At 71.4% G+C, this 15935-nt stretch carries 11 protein-coding genes and 1 tRNA gene; 9 read left to right on the top strand and 3 right to left on the bottom strand.

Features of this window, described 5'->3' with window-relative positions; translation table 11 throughout:
• Positions 1 to 182 precede the first annotated feature (182 nt).
• The 8 genes from fdh to MOPEL_RS07185 all read left to right on the top strand — a co-directional run bounded on the left by fdh (position 183) and on the right by MOPEL_RS07185 (position 11744).
• The gene (gene fdh, locus MOPEL_RS07220; RefSeq protein ID WP_174270586.1) at positions 183 to 3557 is read left to right on the top strand and encodes a formate dehydrogenase; all 3375 of its coding nucleotides are present in this window, start codon (positions 183 to 185) and stop codon (positions 3555 to 3557) included.
• Between the two features lie 3 nt (positions 3558 to 3560).
• A complete protein-coding gene (locus tag MOPEL_RS07215) occupies positions 3561 to 4826 on the top strand; it encodes a 4Fe-4S dicluster domain-containing protein (protein ID WP_009482219.1) in 1266 nt (421 codons plus the stop codon).
• Entirely contained in the window at positions 4823 to 5902 is a 1080-nt protein-coding gene (gene nrfD / locus MOPEL_RS07210) for an NrfD/PsrC family molybdoenzyme membrane anchor subunit (protein WP_009482218.1), read from the top strand. Before MOPEL_RS07215 ends, nrfD begins: the two co-directional genes overlap by 4 nt.
• 279 nt (positions 5903 to 6181) lie before the next feature.
• Positions 6182 to 7861 (top strand): ABC transporter substrate-binding protein, encoded by a 1680-nt coding sequence (locus MOPEL_RS07205; RefSeq protein WP_009482217.1) that lies wholly within the window; start codon positions 6182 to 6184, stop codon positions 7859 to 7861.
• Positions 7858 to 8808, top strand: coding sequence for an ABC transporter permease (locus MOPEL_RS07200; RefSeq protein ID WP_217994524.1), 951 nt, complete (start codon positions 7858 to 7860; stop codon positions 8806 to 8808). The genes MOPEL_RS07205 and MOPEL_RS07200 overlap by 4 nt, the downstream gene beginning before the upstream one ends.
• Positions 8805 to 9791, top strand: a complete 987-nt coding sequence (locus MOPEL_RS07195) for an ABC transporter permease (protein ID WP_009482215.1) — start codon at positions 8805 to 8807, stop codon at positions 9789 to 9791. The genes MOPEL_RS07200 and MOPEL_RS07195 overlap by 4 nt, the downstream gene beginning before the upstream one ends.
• The gene (locus MOPEL_RS07190) at positions 9784 to 10788 is read left to right on the top strand and encodes an ABC transporter ATP-binding protein (RefSeq protein WP_009482214.1); all 1005 of its coding nucleotides are present in this window, start codon (positions 9784 to 9786) and stop codon (positions 10786 to 10788) included. Before MOPEL_RS07195 ends, MOPEL_RS07190 begins: the two co-directional genes overlap by 8 nt.
• Positions 10785 to 11744, top strand: coding sequence for an ABC transporter ATP-binding protein (locus MOPEL_RS07185; RefSeq protein WP_009482213.1), 960 nt, complete (start codon positions 10785 to 10787; stop codon positions 11742 to 11744). Before MOPEL_RS07190 ends, MOPEL_RS07185 begins: the two co-directional genes overlap by 4 nt.
• A gap of 492 nt (positions 11745 to 12236) precedes the next feature.
• On the opposite strand, the gene selD is transcribed toward MOPEL_RS07185, so the two are convergent.
• On the bottom strand, positions 12237 to 13250 hold the full coding sequence (gene selD, locus MOPEL_RS07180) for a selenide, water dikinase SelD (RefSeq protein ID WP_009482212.1): 1014 nt from the start codon (positions 13248 to 13250) through the stop codon (positions 12237 to 12239).
• Between the two features lie 245 nt (positions 13251 to 13495).
• On the opposite strand from selD, the gene MOPEL_RS07175 reads away from it, so the two are divergent.
• A tRNA-Sec gene (locus MOPEL_RS07175) sits at positions 13496 to 13591 on the top strand.
• 86 nt (positions 13592 to 13677) lie between these two features.
• Here the strand turns inward: MOPEL_RS07175 and MOPEL_RS07170 are convergent.
• Both MOPEL_RS07170 and MOPEL_RS07165 read right to left on the bottom strand, forming a co-directional pair.
• Positions 13678 to 13971, bottom strand: coding sequence for a hypothetical protein (locus MOPEL_RS07170; protein WP_009482211.1), 294 nt, complete (start codon positions 13969 to 13971; stop codon positions 13678 to 13680).
• Positions 13972 to 13986: 15 nt separating this feature from the next.
• Positions 13987 to 15696 carry a sodium:solute symporter family protein gene (locus tag MOPEL_RS07165; RefSeq protein ID WP_009482210.1) on the bottom strand — a complete coding sequence of 570 codons (1710 nt, stop codon included), beginning with the start codon at positions 15694 to 15696 and terminating at the stop codon, positions 13987 to 13989.
• Positions 15697 to 15935 lie beyond the last annotated feature (239 nt).

The raw sequence follows: 15935 nt of genomic DNA, 5'->3' as shown, positions 1-15935 counted from the left end.
GCCGACTCCTCTTCTCTTCCGGTGACTTCAGGGGTGGGTCCCGGACTGTACCGTCCGGACGGTCCTTCTCAGCGTCGAGCACGCGGGCCGGTTTTGTCCACCGTCTCGACGCACACCATCGGGACGGCGGTTGTCGGTGACGCCACTTACAGTGATATTGACCATCGACGAAGGGAAGCGGCATGTCCATCGCCTCGACCTTCCTGGGCTGGCCGGTCCTCCGGCAGCTCAAGGAGGGAGACTTCCTCGGTCGTGGGCCTGCAGTGGCCTCGACCCGCACCAAGAACCTCACGCCTCGCACGGTCGGGGCCGACCGTGTCGCCAAGAGCGTCTGCCCGTACTGCGCCGTCGGCTGCGGCCAGCGCATCTTCGTCAAGGACGAGAAGATCGTCCAGATCGAGGGCGACCCCGACTCCCCCATCTCGCGCGGCCGACTGTGCCCCAAGGGCAGCGCGAGCGAGCAGCTCGTCAACAACCCCAACCGGGCGACGAAGGTGCTCTACCGCGCGCCGCACGCCACCGACTGGCAGCACCTCGACCTCGCCGAGGCGACCGAGATGATCGCCGACCGCATCATCGAGACGCGTGCCCGGACGTGGCAGGACGTCGACGACGAGGGCCGCAAGCTCAACCGCACGATGAGCATCGCGTCCCTCGGCGGTGCCACACTGGACAACGAGGAGAACTACCTCATCAAGAAGTTGTTCACCGGCCTCGGAGCGGTACAGATCGAGAACCAGGCCCGCATTTGACACTCCGCCACGGTTCCCAGTCTGGGAGCCTCGTTCGGGCGCGGCGGCGCCACCCAGTTCGTGCAGGACATGGCGAATGCGGACTGCATCGTCATCCAGGGCTCGAACATGGCCGAGAACCACCCGGTCGCGTACCAGTGGGTGACCGAGGCCAAGATGCGCGGGGCGAAGATCCTGCACATCGACCCACGCTTCACGCGCACGTCCGCGGTCGCGGACAAGCACGTGCCGATCCGTGTGGGCACCGACATCGTCTTCCTCGGCGCCCTCATCAAGTACGTCCTCGACAACGACCTCTACTTCGAGGAGTACGTCAAGGCGTTCACCAACGCGGCGACGCTGGTCGACGAGGACTTCAAGGACGTCGACGAGCTCGACGGCGTGTTCTCGGGCTACGACCCGGAGACGGGCGCGTACGACATGAGGTCGTGGGCGTACGACTCCCCGTCCACGCGCGAGGACGAGGTCGGCGGCCCCGACGGCGGCCACGAGCACGGCAGCGAGAAGCGCGAACGTTCCGCCGGTGACGAGCACGGCTCCGGTGGTCCCGCGCTCGACCATGCCGTCGTCCTGCGCGACGACACCCTGCAGCACCCCCGGTGCGTGTTCCAGGTCGTCAAGCGGCACTTCGCGCGGTACACGCCGGAACTCGTCGAAGAGATGTGCGGCGTGAGCCGTGAGGACTTCCTCGAGGTGGCCCGCACCATCACCGAGAACAGCGGCCGGGAGCGCACGACGTGCTTCGCGTACGCGGTGGGCTGGACCCAGCACACCCTGGGCGCGCAGTTCATCCGCACGGCGAGCATCCTGCAGCTGCTCCTCGGCAACATCGGACGTCCGGGCGGCGGCATCATGGCGCTGCGCGGCCACGCGAGCATCCAGGGCAGCACCGACATCCCGACGCTGTTCAACCTGCTGCCGGGCTACCTGCCCATGCCGAAGGCAGGCACGCACGACACGTTCCACCACTACATCGCGTCGATCGCGTCGCCGGACCAGAAGGGTTACTGGGCCGACGCCCGCAAGTACGCGGTGAGCCTGCTCAAGGCGTACTACGGCGACGCGGCCACGCCCGAGAACGACTTCGGGTTCGACATGCTGCCCAGGCTGACCGGCAACCACAACACGTACGCCACGGCGATGGGCATGATCGATGGCACGGTCGAGGGGTACTTCCTCCTCGGGCAGAACCCGGCGGTCGGCTCGTCGCACGGCCGACTCCAACGGCACGCGATGAGCAACCTCAAGTGGCTCGTCGTGCGCGACATGAACCTCATCGAGTCGGCCACGTTCTGGAAGTCCGGCCCCGAGATCGCCACGGGCGAGATGAAGACCGAGGAGATCGGTACCGAGGTCTTCTTCCTGCCCGCCGCGGCCTACGCGGAGAAGTCGGGCACGTTCACCCAGACCCAGCGACTGTTGCAGTGGCGTGAGGCCGCGGTGGCGCCCCCGGGCGAGGCCGCGTCCGAGCTCCAGTTCTTCTACGAGTTGGGCAAGATCATCCGGCGCAAGCTCGACGGCAGCACCGAGCCCCGCGACCGGGCGATCCTCGACCTGACGTGGGACTACCGCACCGACGAGAAGGGCGAGATCGACGCCGAGGCCGTCCTCGCCGAGATCAACGGTCGGTACCTCACCGGCGAGAAGGCCGGGCAGCTCCTGCCCGCCTACGGCGAGATGAAGGACGACGGCAGCACCGACGGCGGATGCTGGATCTACACCGGCGTCTTCAAGGACGGTGTCAACCAGGCCCGTCGTCGCAAGCCCGACGCCGAGCAGAGCTGGGTCTCCCCCGAGTGGGGTTGGGCCTGGCCGGCCAACCGGCGCATCCTCTACAACCGCGCGTCGGCCGACCCCGACGGCAAGCCGTGGAGCGAGCGCAAGGCCTACGTCTGGTGGGACGAGGAGAAGGGCGAGTGGACGGGGCACGACATCCCCGACTTCCCGGCCAAGACCCGACCGGACCACCGACCCGAGCCCGGCACGGGCGGCGCCGCCGGCATCGCCGGTGACGACCCGTTCATCATGCAGGCCGACGGCAAGGGGTGGTTGTACGCACCCAAGGGCATGGTCGACGGGCCGATGCCGAGCCACTACGAGGCTCAGGAGTCACCGGTCTCGAACCCGCTCTACAGCCAGCAGCGCAACCCCTCGCGCATGGTCTACCCGCGTGCGGACAACCTCACCGCCCCCTCGGGCGAGGAGCGCGGCGCCGACGTGTACCCGTTCGTGTTCACGACGTACCGCCTCACCGAGCACCACACGGCGGGCGGCATGAGCCGCTGGGTGCCCTACCTCTCGGAACTCCAGCCGGAGTTCTTCTGCGAGGTGTCCCCCGAGCTCGCGACCCTGCGGGGTCTCGAGAACGGCGGGTGGGCGACGATCATCTCCGCCCGTTCGGCGATCGAGGCGCGCGTTCTCGTCACCGAACGGGTGCGCCCGATGCGCATCGGGGAGCAGACGATCCACCAGATCGGCCTGCCCTACCACTGGGGCCAGGGCGGCGAGGGGGCCGTCGTCACCGGCGACGGTGCCAACGACCTCCTCGGCGTCACGCTCGACCCCAACGTCGCCATTCAAGAGTCCAAGGTCGCGAGCTGCGACATCCGACCGGGGCGTCGCCCCACGGGTGAGGCCCTCATGCACCTCGTGGAGGAGTACGCCTCGCTCGCCGGCGTCACCGCCGACACGGGCAACTCGTTGCGTGCGACCGGCGCGGTGCCGCAGGGCTCGGAGACGCGCGACGACGGTGGAGACGCCGACGACTCGTCGACGGACTCCTCCCCGATCCAGGGAAGGGACTGACCCATGGGGTTCTGGCGCAACCAGCTCTCCGGACCCACCGACCCCGCGCGTGACGCCGGGTGGGAGGACCCGCCGCCGCGCAAGGGGTTCTTCACCGACACGTCCATCTGCATCGGCTGCAAGGCGTGCGAGGTGGCGTGCAAGGAGTGGAACGGCATCCCCATGGACCGCCTGGGGATGACGGGCGACTCGTACGACAACTCCATCTCGCTCGGCGCCAGCACGTGGCGTCACGTGGCGTTCGTCGAGCAGAGCGGCGACCGTGTGGCCGCCGCCCGCGAGTCGGGGCGCCGCCTGGTCGACATGGGCATGCCGTCGGTGCGCCCGCCGCGGCCGGCCGAGCCCCCGGCGCCGCTGCGTCGCGCGACCGCGATGATCACGGACCGGGCCACGCCGGGGGTCCTGCCTCTGGACGGGCCGGGCACCGCGGCGTCGGCGCCCGAGTCGATCCCGCAGGACCCCGAGGGCGTCGTCGGCGCCTCCGGCGGCGGCTGCGGGTGCGGGTCGAACGGCGGGTGCTGCGGCTCCGGCGGGTCCGCTGCTGCGACGGGTGTCGCGACGGCCGACCGGCCGTCCGCGCCCGTGGGTCCCGGAGTCGGCGACCTGGACGCGGCCGAGCTGGCCGCCCGACAGGCCGCCCACGACGGCACGCTGCCCGACTTCCGCTGGCTCATGGCGTCGGACGTCTGCAAGCACTGCACGCACGCGGCCTGCCTGGACGTGTGCCCCACGGGCGCGCTGTTCCGCACGGAGTTCGGCACGGTCGTCGTCCAGGACGACGTCTGCAACGGCTGCGGGTACTGCGTGCCCGCGTGCCCGTTCGGTGTCATCGAGCGCCGCGAGCGCCCGACCGGCCCCGACGGCAAGCCCGAGAAGACGGCCGTCAAGAACGAGGGCATAGCCCAGAAGTGCACGCTCTGCTACGACCGGCTGCAGGCCGACGCCAAGCCGGCGTGCGCCCAGGCGTGCCCGACGACGTCCATCCAGTTCGGCGACCTGGACGAGATGCGTCGCCGCGCCGCCGAGCGGGTGGCCGCGCTGCACGAGAAGGGCTTCACCGAGGCCCGCGTGTATGGCGGCAACACCCACGACGGCGTCGGCGGCACGGGTTCGGTGTTCCTGCTCCTCGATGAGCCCGAGGTGTACGGCCTGCCGCCGGACCCCCGCGTCACCACCGCGGACCTTCCCGACATCTTCCGCAAGGCCGGATTCGCCGGGCTCACCATGCTCGTCGGCGCGGCCCTGAGCTTCCTCGGACGGCGGCCATGAGCGACGTCAACCCCGCACCCGTTCTCCCGGCCTCGGGCGGCACCGGCCCCGCAGGCGGTCGCCGCGGCAAGGGCCGCCGCAAGCGGCAGCGCGACGACATCATGGTGCCCGAGGTGGAGTTCTCGTCGTACTACGGCCGGCAGATCGTCAAGCCCGCGCCGTGGAAGAACGAGATCCCCGCCTACCTGTACATGGGTGGCCTGGCCGCCGGGTCGGCGCTCGTCGCGGCTGGCGGCGAGATGACGGGCCGCACCGAGCTGCAGCGCAACGGCCGCCTGGTGGCGCTCGCCGCGCTGGGCGGCAGCACGGTCGCGCTGGTCAGCGACCTGGGCAAGCCCAGCCGCTTCTACAACATGATGCGGACGGTCAAGCTGACGTCGCCCATGAGCGTCGGTTCGTGGATCCTGGCCGGGTTCGGCGCGTTCACGGGCGTGGCGGCGTTCTCGGAGGTCATGAAGCAGGTGCTGCCCGAGGACGTGCCGGGCGCGCGGCTGTGGCCCATCGGCGACCGGCTGGCCAGCCTGGGCGCGGGCGCGTTCTCGGCCCCGCTCGCGGCGTACACGGCCGTGCTGTTGGCCGACACCGCCACCCCCACGTGGCACTCGTCGTACAAGGAGCTGCCATTCGTGTTCGTCGGGTCGGCCATGGCCGCCGCCGGCGGCGCGGCCATGGTGACGACGTCGCCCCGCGAGACCGCCCCCGCGCGCCGGATGGCGCTCGGCGGCGCCGTGCTCGAGGTCGGGGCGCACCGCCTGATGGAGCGCAGCATGGGCCTGACGGCCGAGCCGCTGCACACCGGCAAGGCTGCGACGTACCTGAAGGTGAGCAAGGCCTGCATGTACGCCGGTGCGGCGCTCACCGCGGTCGGCGGGCGGCGCCGCCCGCTCGCCGTGCTGGCAGGGCTGGCGCTCAACGCGGGGTCGGCCCTCACCCGATTCGGTGTGTTCGAGGCCGGCATCGCGTCGGCCAAGGACCCCAAGTACACGGTCGTGCCGCAGCGCGAGCGCATCGCCCGGCGGCAGGCCGACGCGGCCGAGGCCGTGCGGAGCGGCGCCACCACCGCCATCGGCGACTGACCGGACCACCCGGCAGCGACCACCGCACACGACGACGCGCCGTCACCCCCATCGGGGTGACGGCGCGTCGTCGTGTGCGGTGCTGGTGACACGGCTCGACCCGTCGAAAGCGAGGAGGGCACCCCACCGGCCCCGCGGCCACGGATCCGCCTCGCGCTCGATATCGCCCGTCGCGGCGGCGAAAAGCCCACCCTGACACAGATGTATGCTTTTCATAACGTTTCATTATTCTTGGCGTGAGCCGCTCGGCCTCGCCCAGCGTTCAGAAAGGCCTCACCCATGCGTCGCACAGCCCTGCTCGTGCCCACCCTCGCGCTCGCGCTCGCCGCCAGCGCCTGCGGCGCCAACGCGAAGACGGATGCTGGCCCCGGCGCGGCCGCGGGCAGCACTACCCAAACCCCGGCCCGGGGCGGCACCCTGAAGATGCTCAGCACCGCCAAGGAGATCCACTTCGATCCCGCGATGAGCCAGAACCTCGCCACATCGGGGCTGCATTACATCACCCGGAGCCTCACGGCCTGGAAGACCGATCCGCACAAGCAGACCGAGCTCGCGGCCGACCTCGCCACCGACACGGGCACCACGAGCGACGGGGGCAGGACGTGGACGTTCCGACTGCGTGACGGCCTGGTCTACGCCGACGGCACCCCCATCACGGCCGCGGACGTGAAGTTCGGCCTCGAGCGCTCCTTCGACGAACAGCTGCAGGGCGGCCTCAGCTACCACAAGGTGCTGCTCGAAGGAGGCGACGCATACCGCGGACCCGCCAAGGGCGCCCACCTGGCCTCCATCGAGGCGAAGGACGACAAGACCCTCGTGTTCCACCTCAACCGCAGGTTCGCCGACTGGCCGTGGGTCGCCTCGATGCCCGCCTTCGCACCCGTCCCGGCGAACAAGGGCATGGGCATCCCGGCCTACGACCACACCCCGCCCGCGAGCGGCCCCTACCAGGTCCAGGACTACCAGGTGGGATCCAAGGTCACCCTCGCGCGCAACCCGGCGTGGAAGCCCGAGACCGACCCGATCCGCCCCGCCTACCCCGACGCCATCACCTACGAGATGGGCCTCAACCCCGACACCGTCGGGCAGCGCATGGCGGACGACTCCGGCGACGACAAGAACGCGACCGGCCCCACCGTGTCGGCGGCGCTCATCCCCAAGGTCAACGCCGACCCGGCGCTCAAGAGCCGCGTGTACGTCTCCCCGTCCGGCGCGTCCAGCTACCTGGTGCTCAACATGTCGCGCCCCGGGCTGAAGGACCTCAAGGTGCGCCAGGCCATCAACTACGCGGTCGACAAGCAGCAGATCCAGACCATCGCCGGCGGCCCCACGTACGGCGGCGAGCTCTCCACGACCTTCATGCCCCCGGGCGTGAAGGGCCACAAGAAGTTCGACCTGTACCCGGCGCCACCCGCGGGGGACCCCGCCAAGGCCCGGGAGTTGCTCGGCGGCACCAAGGTGCCCCCGCTGACGTTCGTCGTGGACGCCGCCTCCACCGAGGAGGGCCAGATGGCGAGCTCCATCGCCAACGACCTCGGCGAGATCGGCATCACCGTGAACGTCGTCGCGCAGGACACCGACAAGGTCACCGACACCAAGTACAAGAACGGCGACTTCGACCTCGGCTTCGGCTCCTGGCAGGCCGACTACCCGTCGGCGTACGCCGCGCTCCAGCCGCTCGTCGAGTCGAGCCAGATCGGCGACGGCAACTACAACGCGTCGCGGCTCGACGACCCGAAGATCGACACCGCGATCCGCACCGCGTCCTCCGAGACCGACCCGGCCGAGGCCGAGGCGCAGTGGGGCGCCATCGACGAGATGGCGATGAAGCACGCGCCGATCGTGCCGCTGTACTACTCGCGCAACGCGTTCATCTACGGCTCGAACGTGGGCGGCAGCTACGTGCCGAGCTTCCCGTCGTACACCGACGCGCTGGTCCAGGGCCTGAAGAAGCCGTGACGACGTCTGCTGTGATGCCGCGTGGGCGGGACCGCACGGTCTCGCCCACGCGGGCCGCCCTGCACCGTGCCCTCCGCGGCACCCAGGCGCGCGCGGGCCTGGTGTGCCTCGGCCTCGTGCTGGGGTTGGCGCTGCTGGCGCCGCTGCTCGTGGCCCTCGAGGGGCAGCACGTCGGCCAGTTCGACGGGGCGGCCGTCGACGCCGCCACCGGCGGCACCCCCATCGGCCCGTTCGGGGGCGTCTCGTCCCGGCACTGGCTGGGGGTGGAGCCCGGAACGGGACGCGACCTGCTCGCCCTCATCGCGTACGGGACCCGCACGTCCATCGGCATCGCCGCCGGCGCGACCCTCCTCGCCGCGTCGTTCGGCGTGCTCGTCGGCCTGGCCATGGGCTACTCGGGCGGCTGGTTCGAGGCCGTGATGGGGCGTTTCGTCGACTTCATGTTCGGGTTCCCGAGCCTGCTCTTCCTCATCGCCGTGCAGCTCATCGTGCCGCCGGAGTTCCCGCGCGCGCTGCTCATCACCCTGGCCCTCGCGTTCTTCGGCTGGGTGGGCACGGCCCGGCTCGTGCACGGCCAGGCCGCCGCGCTCTCCCGGCGCGAGTTCGTGCTCGCCGCCCGCGCATCCGGCACGCCCGTGCACCGCATCCTCACGGGCGAGCTGCTGCCCAACCTCGTCGGCACCGTCGTCGTGGTCGTGGCCCTGCAGTTCCCCGGAACGGTCGGGGTCGGAGCGGGCCTGTCGTTCCTCGGGATCGGGGTGGGCCCGCAGACCCCCGAGCTGGGCCGCCTCATCGGCCAGTCGATCACCTGGACCTACACCGGCGCCGACCCCTGGTACCTGCTCTTCCCCGGCGCCACGCTGTTCCTGCTCGTTCTCGGCTCGACCCTCCTCGGCGACAGCCTGCGCGACGCCTTCGACGTGCGCCTGGACGGAGGCGTCGCATGACCCGGTTCGTCGCGCGTCGCGTCCTCGCCAGCGTGCTCGTGCTCGTCGCGATCTCGTTCTGCGTGTACATGCTCTTCTACAGCTCGGCCGTCGACCCGGCCCGCGTGATGTGCGGGCGCCCGTGCCGCCCGGACCGTCTCGCGCAGATCAAGAGCTTCATGCAGACCGACCGGGACGCGTTCCACCAGTGGCTCGACTTCCTGGCCGGGCTGTTCCAGGGGCGCACGTTCGGCTCGGGTGCCGAGGCGGTCACGTGCGTCGCCCCGTGCGTCGGGTTCTCGTTCGAGCTGCGCCGCCCCGTCACCGAGCTCATCCTCGAACGCCTGCCCGTCACCGCGTCCATCGCGTTCGGCGGTGCCCTCACCGCCCTGGCCCTCGGGTTCGGCGGCGGCGTGCACGCGGCCCTGCGGCGCGGGCGGCCGTTCGACCACGCCGCGCGAGGCGTCTCCCTGGCCCTCATCGCCACGCCGACCTACCTGCTGGGGCTCGTCGCCGTGCTGATCTTCGGGTTCTACCTCGACATGGTTCCGGTCTCCGGGTATGTGCCGTTCCGGGAGAGCCCCGTCGGGTGGGCCTGGCACCTCGTGCTCCCGTGGCTCGTCATCGGGGCGCTCAACGCCGCCACCTACCTGCGGTTCGCCCGCAACCAGATGCTCGAGGAGCTCTCCGCCGAGCACCTGCGCACCGAACGCGCGACCGGCGCCCCGCGGCGGCACGTGCTCCGCACCGCGCGTCGCGGCGTGTGGGTGCCGATCATCACGATGTTCGGCCTCGACCTGGCCGGGCTGCTCGGCGGCGCCGTGTTCACCGAGCGCGTGTTCGGCATGCACGGGCTCGGCGACCTGCTCATCGACGCCGTGGGACGCCGCGACCTCGGCCTCGTCGTCGGCACGGCCCTGTTCGGCGCCGCCCTCGTCATCGCCGCCAACCTCGTCGTGGACATCGTCCACGGCCTGATCGACCCGAGGATCCGTCGTGCCTGATCCCGCACCCACCGCCTCGCCCGCCCTCACGGTCGAGGGCCTGAGCGTCGCGTTCCGATCCGGCAGGGGCGAGGTGCGGGCCGTCGACGACGTGAGCCTCGGGGTCGACGGGGGGCGTGTGCTCGGCGTCGTCGGCGAATCCGGGTCGGGCAAGTCCACGCTCGCCCTGGCCACGATGGGGCTGCTGCCCGACACGGCCCGCGTCGACGGCCACGTCCGCGTCGGCGGGATCGACATGGTCACCGCCGACGAGCCGCAGAGGGAGCGCGTGCGCGGGGGTGACATCGCGATGGTCTTCCAGGACGCCACCGCGGCCCTCAACCCGTTCCGCACCGTCGGCGCCCAGATCGCTGCGGCCCACAGGCTGCGCCACGGCGTGTCCCGCAGGGCCGCGCATGCCCGCGCCGTGGAGACGCTCGCGCTCGTCGGCATGTCGAACCCCCGCGCCCAGGCCGACCAGTACCCGCACGAGCTCAGCGGCGGGATGCGCCAACGCGCCATGATCGCCACCGCCATCGTCAACGAGCCACGCGTCCTCATCGCCGACGAACCCACGACCGCCCTCGACGTGACCGTGCAGGCCCAGGTCCTCGACGTGCTGAACGACCTCGTGCGGCAGATGCACATGGCGATGGTGCTCATCACCCACGACCTGGGCGTGGTCGCGCAGACCGCCGACGACGTGCTCGTCATGTACGCCGGTCAGGTGGCCGAGGTAGGCGGCACCACCGACCTGTTCGCCCGCCCCGCGCACCCCTACACGCGGGGCCTGCACGCCGCGACACCCGACATGGACGCCCCGCCCGCACGGCTCGCCGCCATCCCCGGGGTGCCCGCCTCCGGCGCGGATCGCCCCTCCGGGTGCCCGTTCCATCCCCGGTGCCCGCTGCAGCCCACGGTCGGCGAGGCGTGTCTGGTCCGCCGCCCCGCCCTCACCCCACGCCCGGGGGTCGCGCCGCACCTCGCGGCCTGCCACGCCACCCAGGAGCCCGCATGACCGAGACCGCCCTGCTCAGCCTGCGCGGCGTGACCAAGACCTTCCGCAGCCGCCGCTCCCCCTTCGCCCGGCCTACCCTCACCCGCGCGGCCGTCGACGTCGACCTCGACGTGCACCGCGGGGAGACGGTCGCGCTCGTCGGCGAATCCGGCTCGGGCAAGACCACCGTCGCGCGCATCGCCCTGCGCCTGCACGACCCGGACTCCGGCACCGTCCGGTTCGAGGGCCAGGACATCACCCGCCTGGGCGAGCGCCGTCTGCGGCCCCTGCGCCGCCGCATGGCGATGGTGTTCCAGGACCCGTACTCGTCCCTCAACCCGCGCCACACCGTCGGGGTGATCCTCGCCCGGGTGCTGCGCAACCACGGGATGCCGCGGGACCGCGCCACCCTGGAGGGGCTGCTCACGCAGGTCGGGCTCGGCGCCGACATGCTCGACCGCTACCCGCACGAGTTCAGCGGCGGGCAGCGCCAGCGCATCGGCATCGCCCGGGCGCTCGCCGGGCGGCCCTCGCTCCTCGTCGCGGACGAGCCGGTCTCGGCGCTCGACGTGTCGGTCCGGGCGCAGGTGCTCAACCTGCTCACCGACCTGCGCGACGAGCACGACCTGGGGTTGCTCGTCGTGGCGCACGACCTGGCCGTCGTCCGTGCCGTCGCCGACCGGGTGGCCGTCATGTACCTCGGCCACATCGTGGAGGAGGCCCCTGCCGAGCTGCTGTATCGCGACCCGCGGCACCCGTACACGCAGGCGCTGCTCGCCGCCGTCCCCCGCCCCGACCCGGGACGCCCCCGCCCCGCGGTCGTGCGCGGCGAGATCGGCGGCCCCCCCGAGCGCGGGTGCCCGTTCGCGCCGCGCTGCCCCCGCGCCGACGACCGGTGCCGGACGGACATGCCCCCACTGGAGCACCTCGGCGGCGGGCACCGGGTCGCCTGCCACCACCCCGGCCCGGACGACTGACCCTCGGTGCGGCGCCGGAGCCGCCCCGGGGCCGCGCAGGGGCACGGCTGTCGTGTTCGTCAGTACCCGACGTCCGACGGGAGGACCGGATGAACTCGACCACCTCGTGGGGCTTCTTCGTCGCCCTTGACGCCGCGGTCGTGTGCGCGACCGTGGCGACACGGCTCATGGCCGGCCTGTTCGGGGAGGGGCAGCGCCACCCGGGCGCGGTGGCCGGGTCGGCGATCGCCGCGATGGGGTCCGCGCTGGCACGCCGACTCCGCCCGTCACCGAACCCGCCCCACCGATCACCTCGTCACCGAGTGCGGCCGATTCGCCACACACCCGAGGCGCACCCCGCCGTCGAGATGCCACATCGTGCAGGTGAAGCGGGGCCTCGACCGGCGAAAGGTGGCATCTCGACGGGGCGACGCGCGGCGGATGTGGTCATATGGCCGCACTCGGCGTCCGGCGAGCCCGGCCGCGCGCGGGATCCGGCCGGCCCGGGCCGGGTCACCGCACGACGACGGTGACGCCCTCCCGGGCGGGCACGGTCTCGCCGACGACGGGCGCTCCGGGAACCTCGCCCACGACGAGCAGCCCTCCCGAGGTCTGTGCGTCGGCGAGGAGCACGAGGTCGTCCTCCCCGACACCGCTCCCCTCCACCACGAGGTGAGGGCGCACCCAGTCGAGGTTGCGGCGGCTGCCGCCGGGGACGAACCCGTCGCGCAGGGCGTCGCGCGCCGCGTCGAGCACCGGCACCGCCGCGCGGTCGAGCACCGCCGTCACGCCGGAGGCCCGCATCATCTTGTGCAGGTGACCGAGCAGCCCGAACCCGGTGACGTCGGTCGCGGCGCGGACACCGGCGTCGAGGGCGGCACGGCTGGCGGCATCGTTGAGGGTCGTCATCGTCTCGACGGCCTCCTCGAACCGTTCCCCCGTCGCCTTGTGCCGGTTGTTGAGGAGGCCGACGCCGATGGGCTTGGTGAGGCTGATCGGCAGCCCGGCCTCGGCTGCGTCGTTGCGGAGGAGCCGCTCCGGGTCGGCGACGCCGGTGACGGCCATCCCGTAGATCGGCTCGGGCGCGGTGATCGAGTGGCCACCGGCGACGGGGCACCCGGCGGCGCGGCCGACGTCGAAGCCACCGCGGAGGACCTCGGTGAGGACGTCGTCGGGGAGGAGGTCGACGGGCCAGCCGACGAGGTTGATCGCGAGGACGGGGCGCCCGCCCATCGCGTAGACGTCGGAGAGGGCGTTGGCGGCGGCGATGCGCCCCCAGTCGTAGGGGGAGTCGATCATCGGGGTGAAGAAGTCGGCCGTCGAGATGACGGCGGTGCCGCACCCGTCGGAGCCGCTCTCGAGGCGGACGGCGCACGCGTCGTCGCCCGCGTCGAGGCCGACGAGGAGGTCGGGGGCGTCCTGACCGACGAGTCCCGCGACGACGCTCTCGAGCTGGCCGGCGGGCAGCTTACAGGCGCACCCTCCCCCGGCGGCGAATTGCGTGAGGCGAAGCGTGGTGTCCGGCATGATGATCGGCCTTCCGACGAGCGTGCGACGCGGGTGCGGCGTCGAGCGGCACCCTAGCCCGGCCGACCGACGGAGGCGTGCGCGGCGGGCGGCGCGGCGAGAACTCCCGGTGCCCCTCCCCGCGTGACGCCCGGAGACGGCAGTCGCGTCGACCGCGCCACGACCGGCAGTCCGACCATCGGCACGACCGCGCCGTCACGGTCACTCGTTCGTCGTCGCCGGTGGGTGCCTCTACAGTGGACCGCGGAGGCGTCTGGGTTCCTGGTGGGCCCCCCGGTCTTCAAAACCGGTGAGGCCGAGCATCTCGGTCTGGCGGGTTCGATTCCCGTCCGCCTCCGCCAACGACGTACGAGAGCGGGGCCGTCGACCACGTGGTCGACGGCCCCGCTCTTCGCGTGAGGGCGTGAGGGCCGGGTGCGGCCGGACCTCAGCGGGCCTCGTGGACGGCGTTGCCGTCGTCACCGCGGGCGAGCTCCCGCTCGTCGACGACGACGGGGCGGGCCTTGGCCCAGGCGAGGAACACGAGCCCGGCGACGAGCAGGGCGATACCCGCGATGAGGTTGGCGTTCACCCCACCGGTGCGGTCGTAGGCCGGGTCGCCCAACAGGCCCATGGCCGTGAGGATGATCCCGTAGATCCCGAGCAGCGTCCCGATGATCGTGCGGATGTCGAAGACCCCCGCGGTGTGGCGCGTCGGAGTCCGGTCGGCAGTGGTCGACATGGTCGTCTCCTTGGGTCAGAACAGGAAGTTGAGGATGGTGACGAGGACGAGCGCGACGCCGGCGAGGGGCAGGGTGCGCCGGAACCACGGGAGGGCGGCCTCGTCGGGGTCGACGAGGTCCTCACGCGGGGTCTCGGAGTAGACGAGGCCCTTGAGCTCGGCACTCGTCTTGGGCTTCGTCACGAGCGACACGAGGACGCTCACGACGATGTCGAGGACGAATCCGACGGACGCGGCGAGGAACGCCATGCCCTGACCGGGGAGGACGAGGATCCCCCACTGGCCGAGGAGCCACGTGAACACGGCGCTCGCGGTACCGACGACGAGGCCGACCCAGCCGGCGGTGGGCGTCATCCGCTTCCAGAACATTCCGAGGATGAACGTCGCGAACAGGGGCGCGTTGAAGAATCCGAACAGCGTCTGGAGGTAGTCCATGATGTTCGAGAAGCTCGCGGCGATGAGCGCGGTGAACACGGCGACGACGGTGGCGAGCACCGTGGCGACGCGGCCGATCTTCACGTAGTAGTCGTCGTCGCGGTCACGGACGACGTAGTGCTCCCAGATGTCGACGCTGAACACGGTGTTGAACGCCGAGACGTTGGCGGCCATGCCGGCCATGAACGCGGCGAGCAGACCGGTGATCGCGAGGCCGAGGAGGCCGTTGGGGAGCAGGTCACGCATGAGGAGCAGCAGTGCGTCGTTGTACTGCACGCCGTTGCCGGAGGCGCCGCCGGGGACGATGCCGCCGGCCTTGATCGTCGCGATCTCGTTGACGAGCACCGCAGCGAGCATGCCCGGCACGATCGTGATGAACGGGACGAACATCTTGGGGAAGGCGCCGATGATCGGCGTCTTGCGGGCCGCCGAGACGGACTCGGACGCCATCGCGCGCTGCACCTCGACGAAGTTCGTCGTCCAGTAACCGAAGGAGAGGACGAACCCGAGGCCGAAGACGATGCCGAACACCGACAGGATCGGGCTGTGGAAGCCCGAGAGCGCCTGACCGGGCCAGGAGTTGAGCTGCTGGGCGGCGGGGGCGATCGTGTCGGGGTTGGCGGCGGCGGCCGCGGTGATGCGGTCGACCATGCCCTGCCATCCGCCGACGCGGTGGAGGCCGAGAAGGGTGAGCGGCAGGAGCGAGGCGACGATGACGAAGAACTGGAGCACCTCGTTGTAGATCGCCGCCGACAGCCCGCCGAACATGATGTAGGAGAGGACGATCGCGGCGGCGACGATGAGCGCGGTCCACAGCGGCCAGCCGAGCAGGGCGTGGACGATGCTGCCGAGCAGGTAGAGGTTGATGCCCGCGATGAGGAGCTGCGCCAGCGCGAACGACACCGCGTTGACGAGGTGAGCCCCGGGCCCGAAGCGGCGGAGCATGAACTCCGGCACCGAGCGCACCTTGGAGCCGTAGTAGAAGGGCATCATCACGACGCCGAGGAAGATCATCGCCGGGATGGCGCCGATCCAGAAGTAGTGGACCGTCGGCAGGCCGATCTCGGCGCCGGTGGCCGACATGCCCATGATCTCGACGGCGCCGAGGTTGGCGGAGACGAACGCGAGACCGGTGACCCAGGCGGGCAGGGATCGGCCGGAGAGGAAGAAGTCGAGAGAACCGGAGACCTGGCGCCTCGCGAGGACGCCGATGCCGAGGACGAACGCGAAGTAGATCGCGAGGATCGCGTAGTCGACGAGACCGGCATGGATGAGTGTCTCGGTGGCCATGCCACCTCCTTGTGGTGTCGGGCGGCAGAGCCGCGAGGGATGCGGCCGGAGACCAGAAGGAAAATGATTGCGTCACCATTGCCGCGCTGGCGCCGATGATCCTCGCCCCCATGAGACCTGTCAAGGGTGTCGTGACCTTGGTCCTTGCCCCGCACGACCCCGGCGAGGCCGCAGCAAGGACAGTCATGGTGACGTCAACATTTTTCCCACGGGATCGGTACTCTTGCCGCATTCCCGCT

The organism is Mobilicoccus pelagius NBRC 104925 (assembly GCF_000247995.1).
Lineage (GTDB): Bacteria > Actinomycetota > Actinomycetes > Actinomycetales > Dermatophilaceae > Mobilicoccus > Mobilicoccus pelagius.
Note: the sequence above shows the minus strand (reverse complement) of the source record. Positions and strands in the feature narration are given on the sequence as shown.

Excerpts from the sequence above, each read along its gene's own strand:
- MOPEL_RS07215 (WP_009482219.1), top strand. The coding sequence starts at position 3,561 with ATGGGGTTCTGGCGCAACCAGCTCTCCGGACCCACCGACCCCGCGCGT.
- nrfD (WP_009482218.1), top strand. The coding sequence starts at position 4,823 with ATGAGCGACGTCAACCCCGCACCCGTTCTCCCGGCCTCGGGCGGCACC.
- MOPEL_RS07205 (WP_009482217.1), top strand. The coding sequence starts at position 6,182 with ATGCGTCGCACAGCCCTGCTCGTGCCCACCCTCGCGCTCGCGCTCGCC.
- MOPEL_RS07195 (WP_009482215.1), top strand. The coding sequence starts at position 8,805 with ATGACCCGGTTCGTCGCGCGTCGCGTCCTCGCCAGCGTGCTCGTGCTC.
- MOPEL_RS07185 (WP_009482213.1), top strand. The coding sequence starts at position 10,785 with ATGACCGAGACCGCCCTGCTCAGCCTGCGCGGCGTGACCAAGACCTTC.
- selD (WP_009482212.1), bottom strand. The coding sequence starts at position 13,250 with ATGCCGGACACCACGCTTCGCCTCACGCAATTCGCCGCCGGGGGAGGG.
- MOPEL_RS07170 (WP_009482211.1), bottom strand. The coding sequence starts at position 13,971 with ATGTCGACCACTGCCGACCGGACTCCGACGCGCCACACCGCGGGGGTC.
- MOPEL_RS07165 (WP_009482210.1), bottom strand. The coding sequence starts at position 15,696 with ATGGCCACCGAGACACTCATCCATGCCGGTCTCGTCGACTACGCGATC.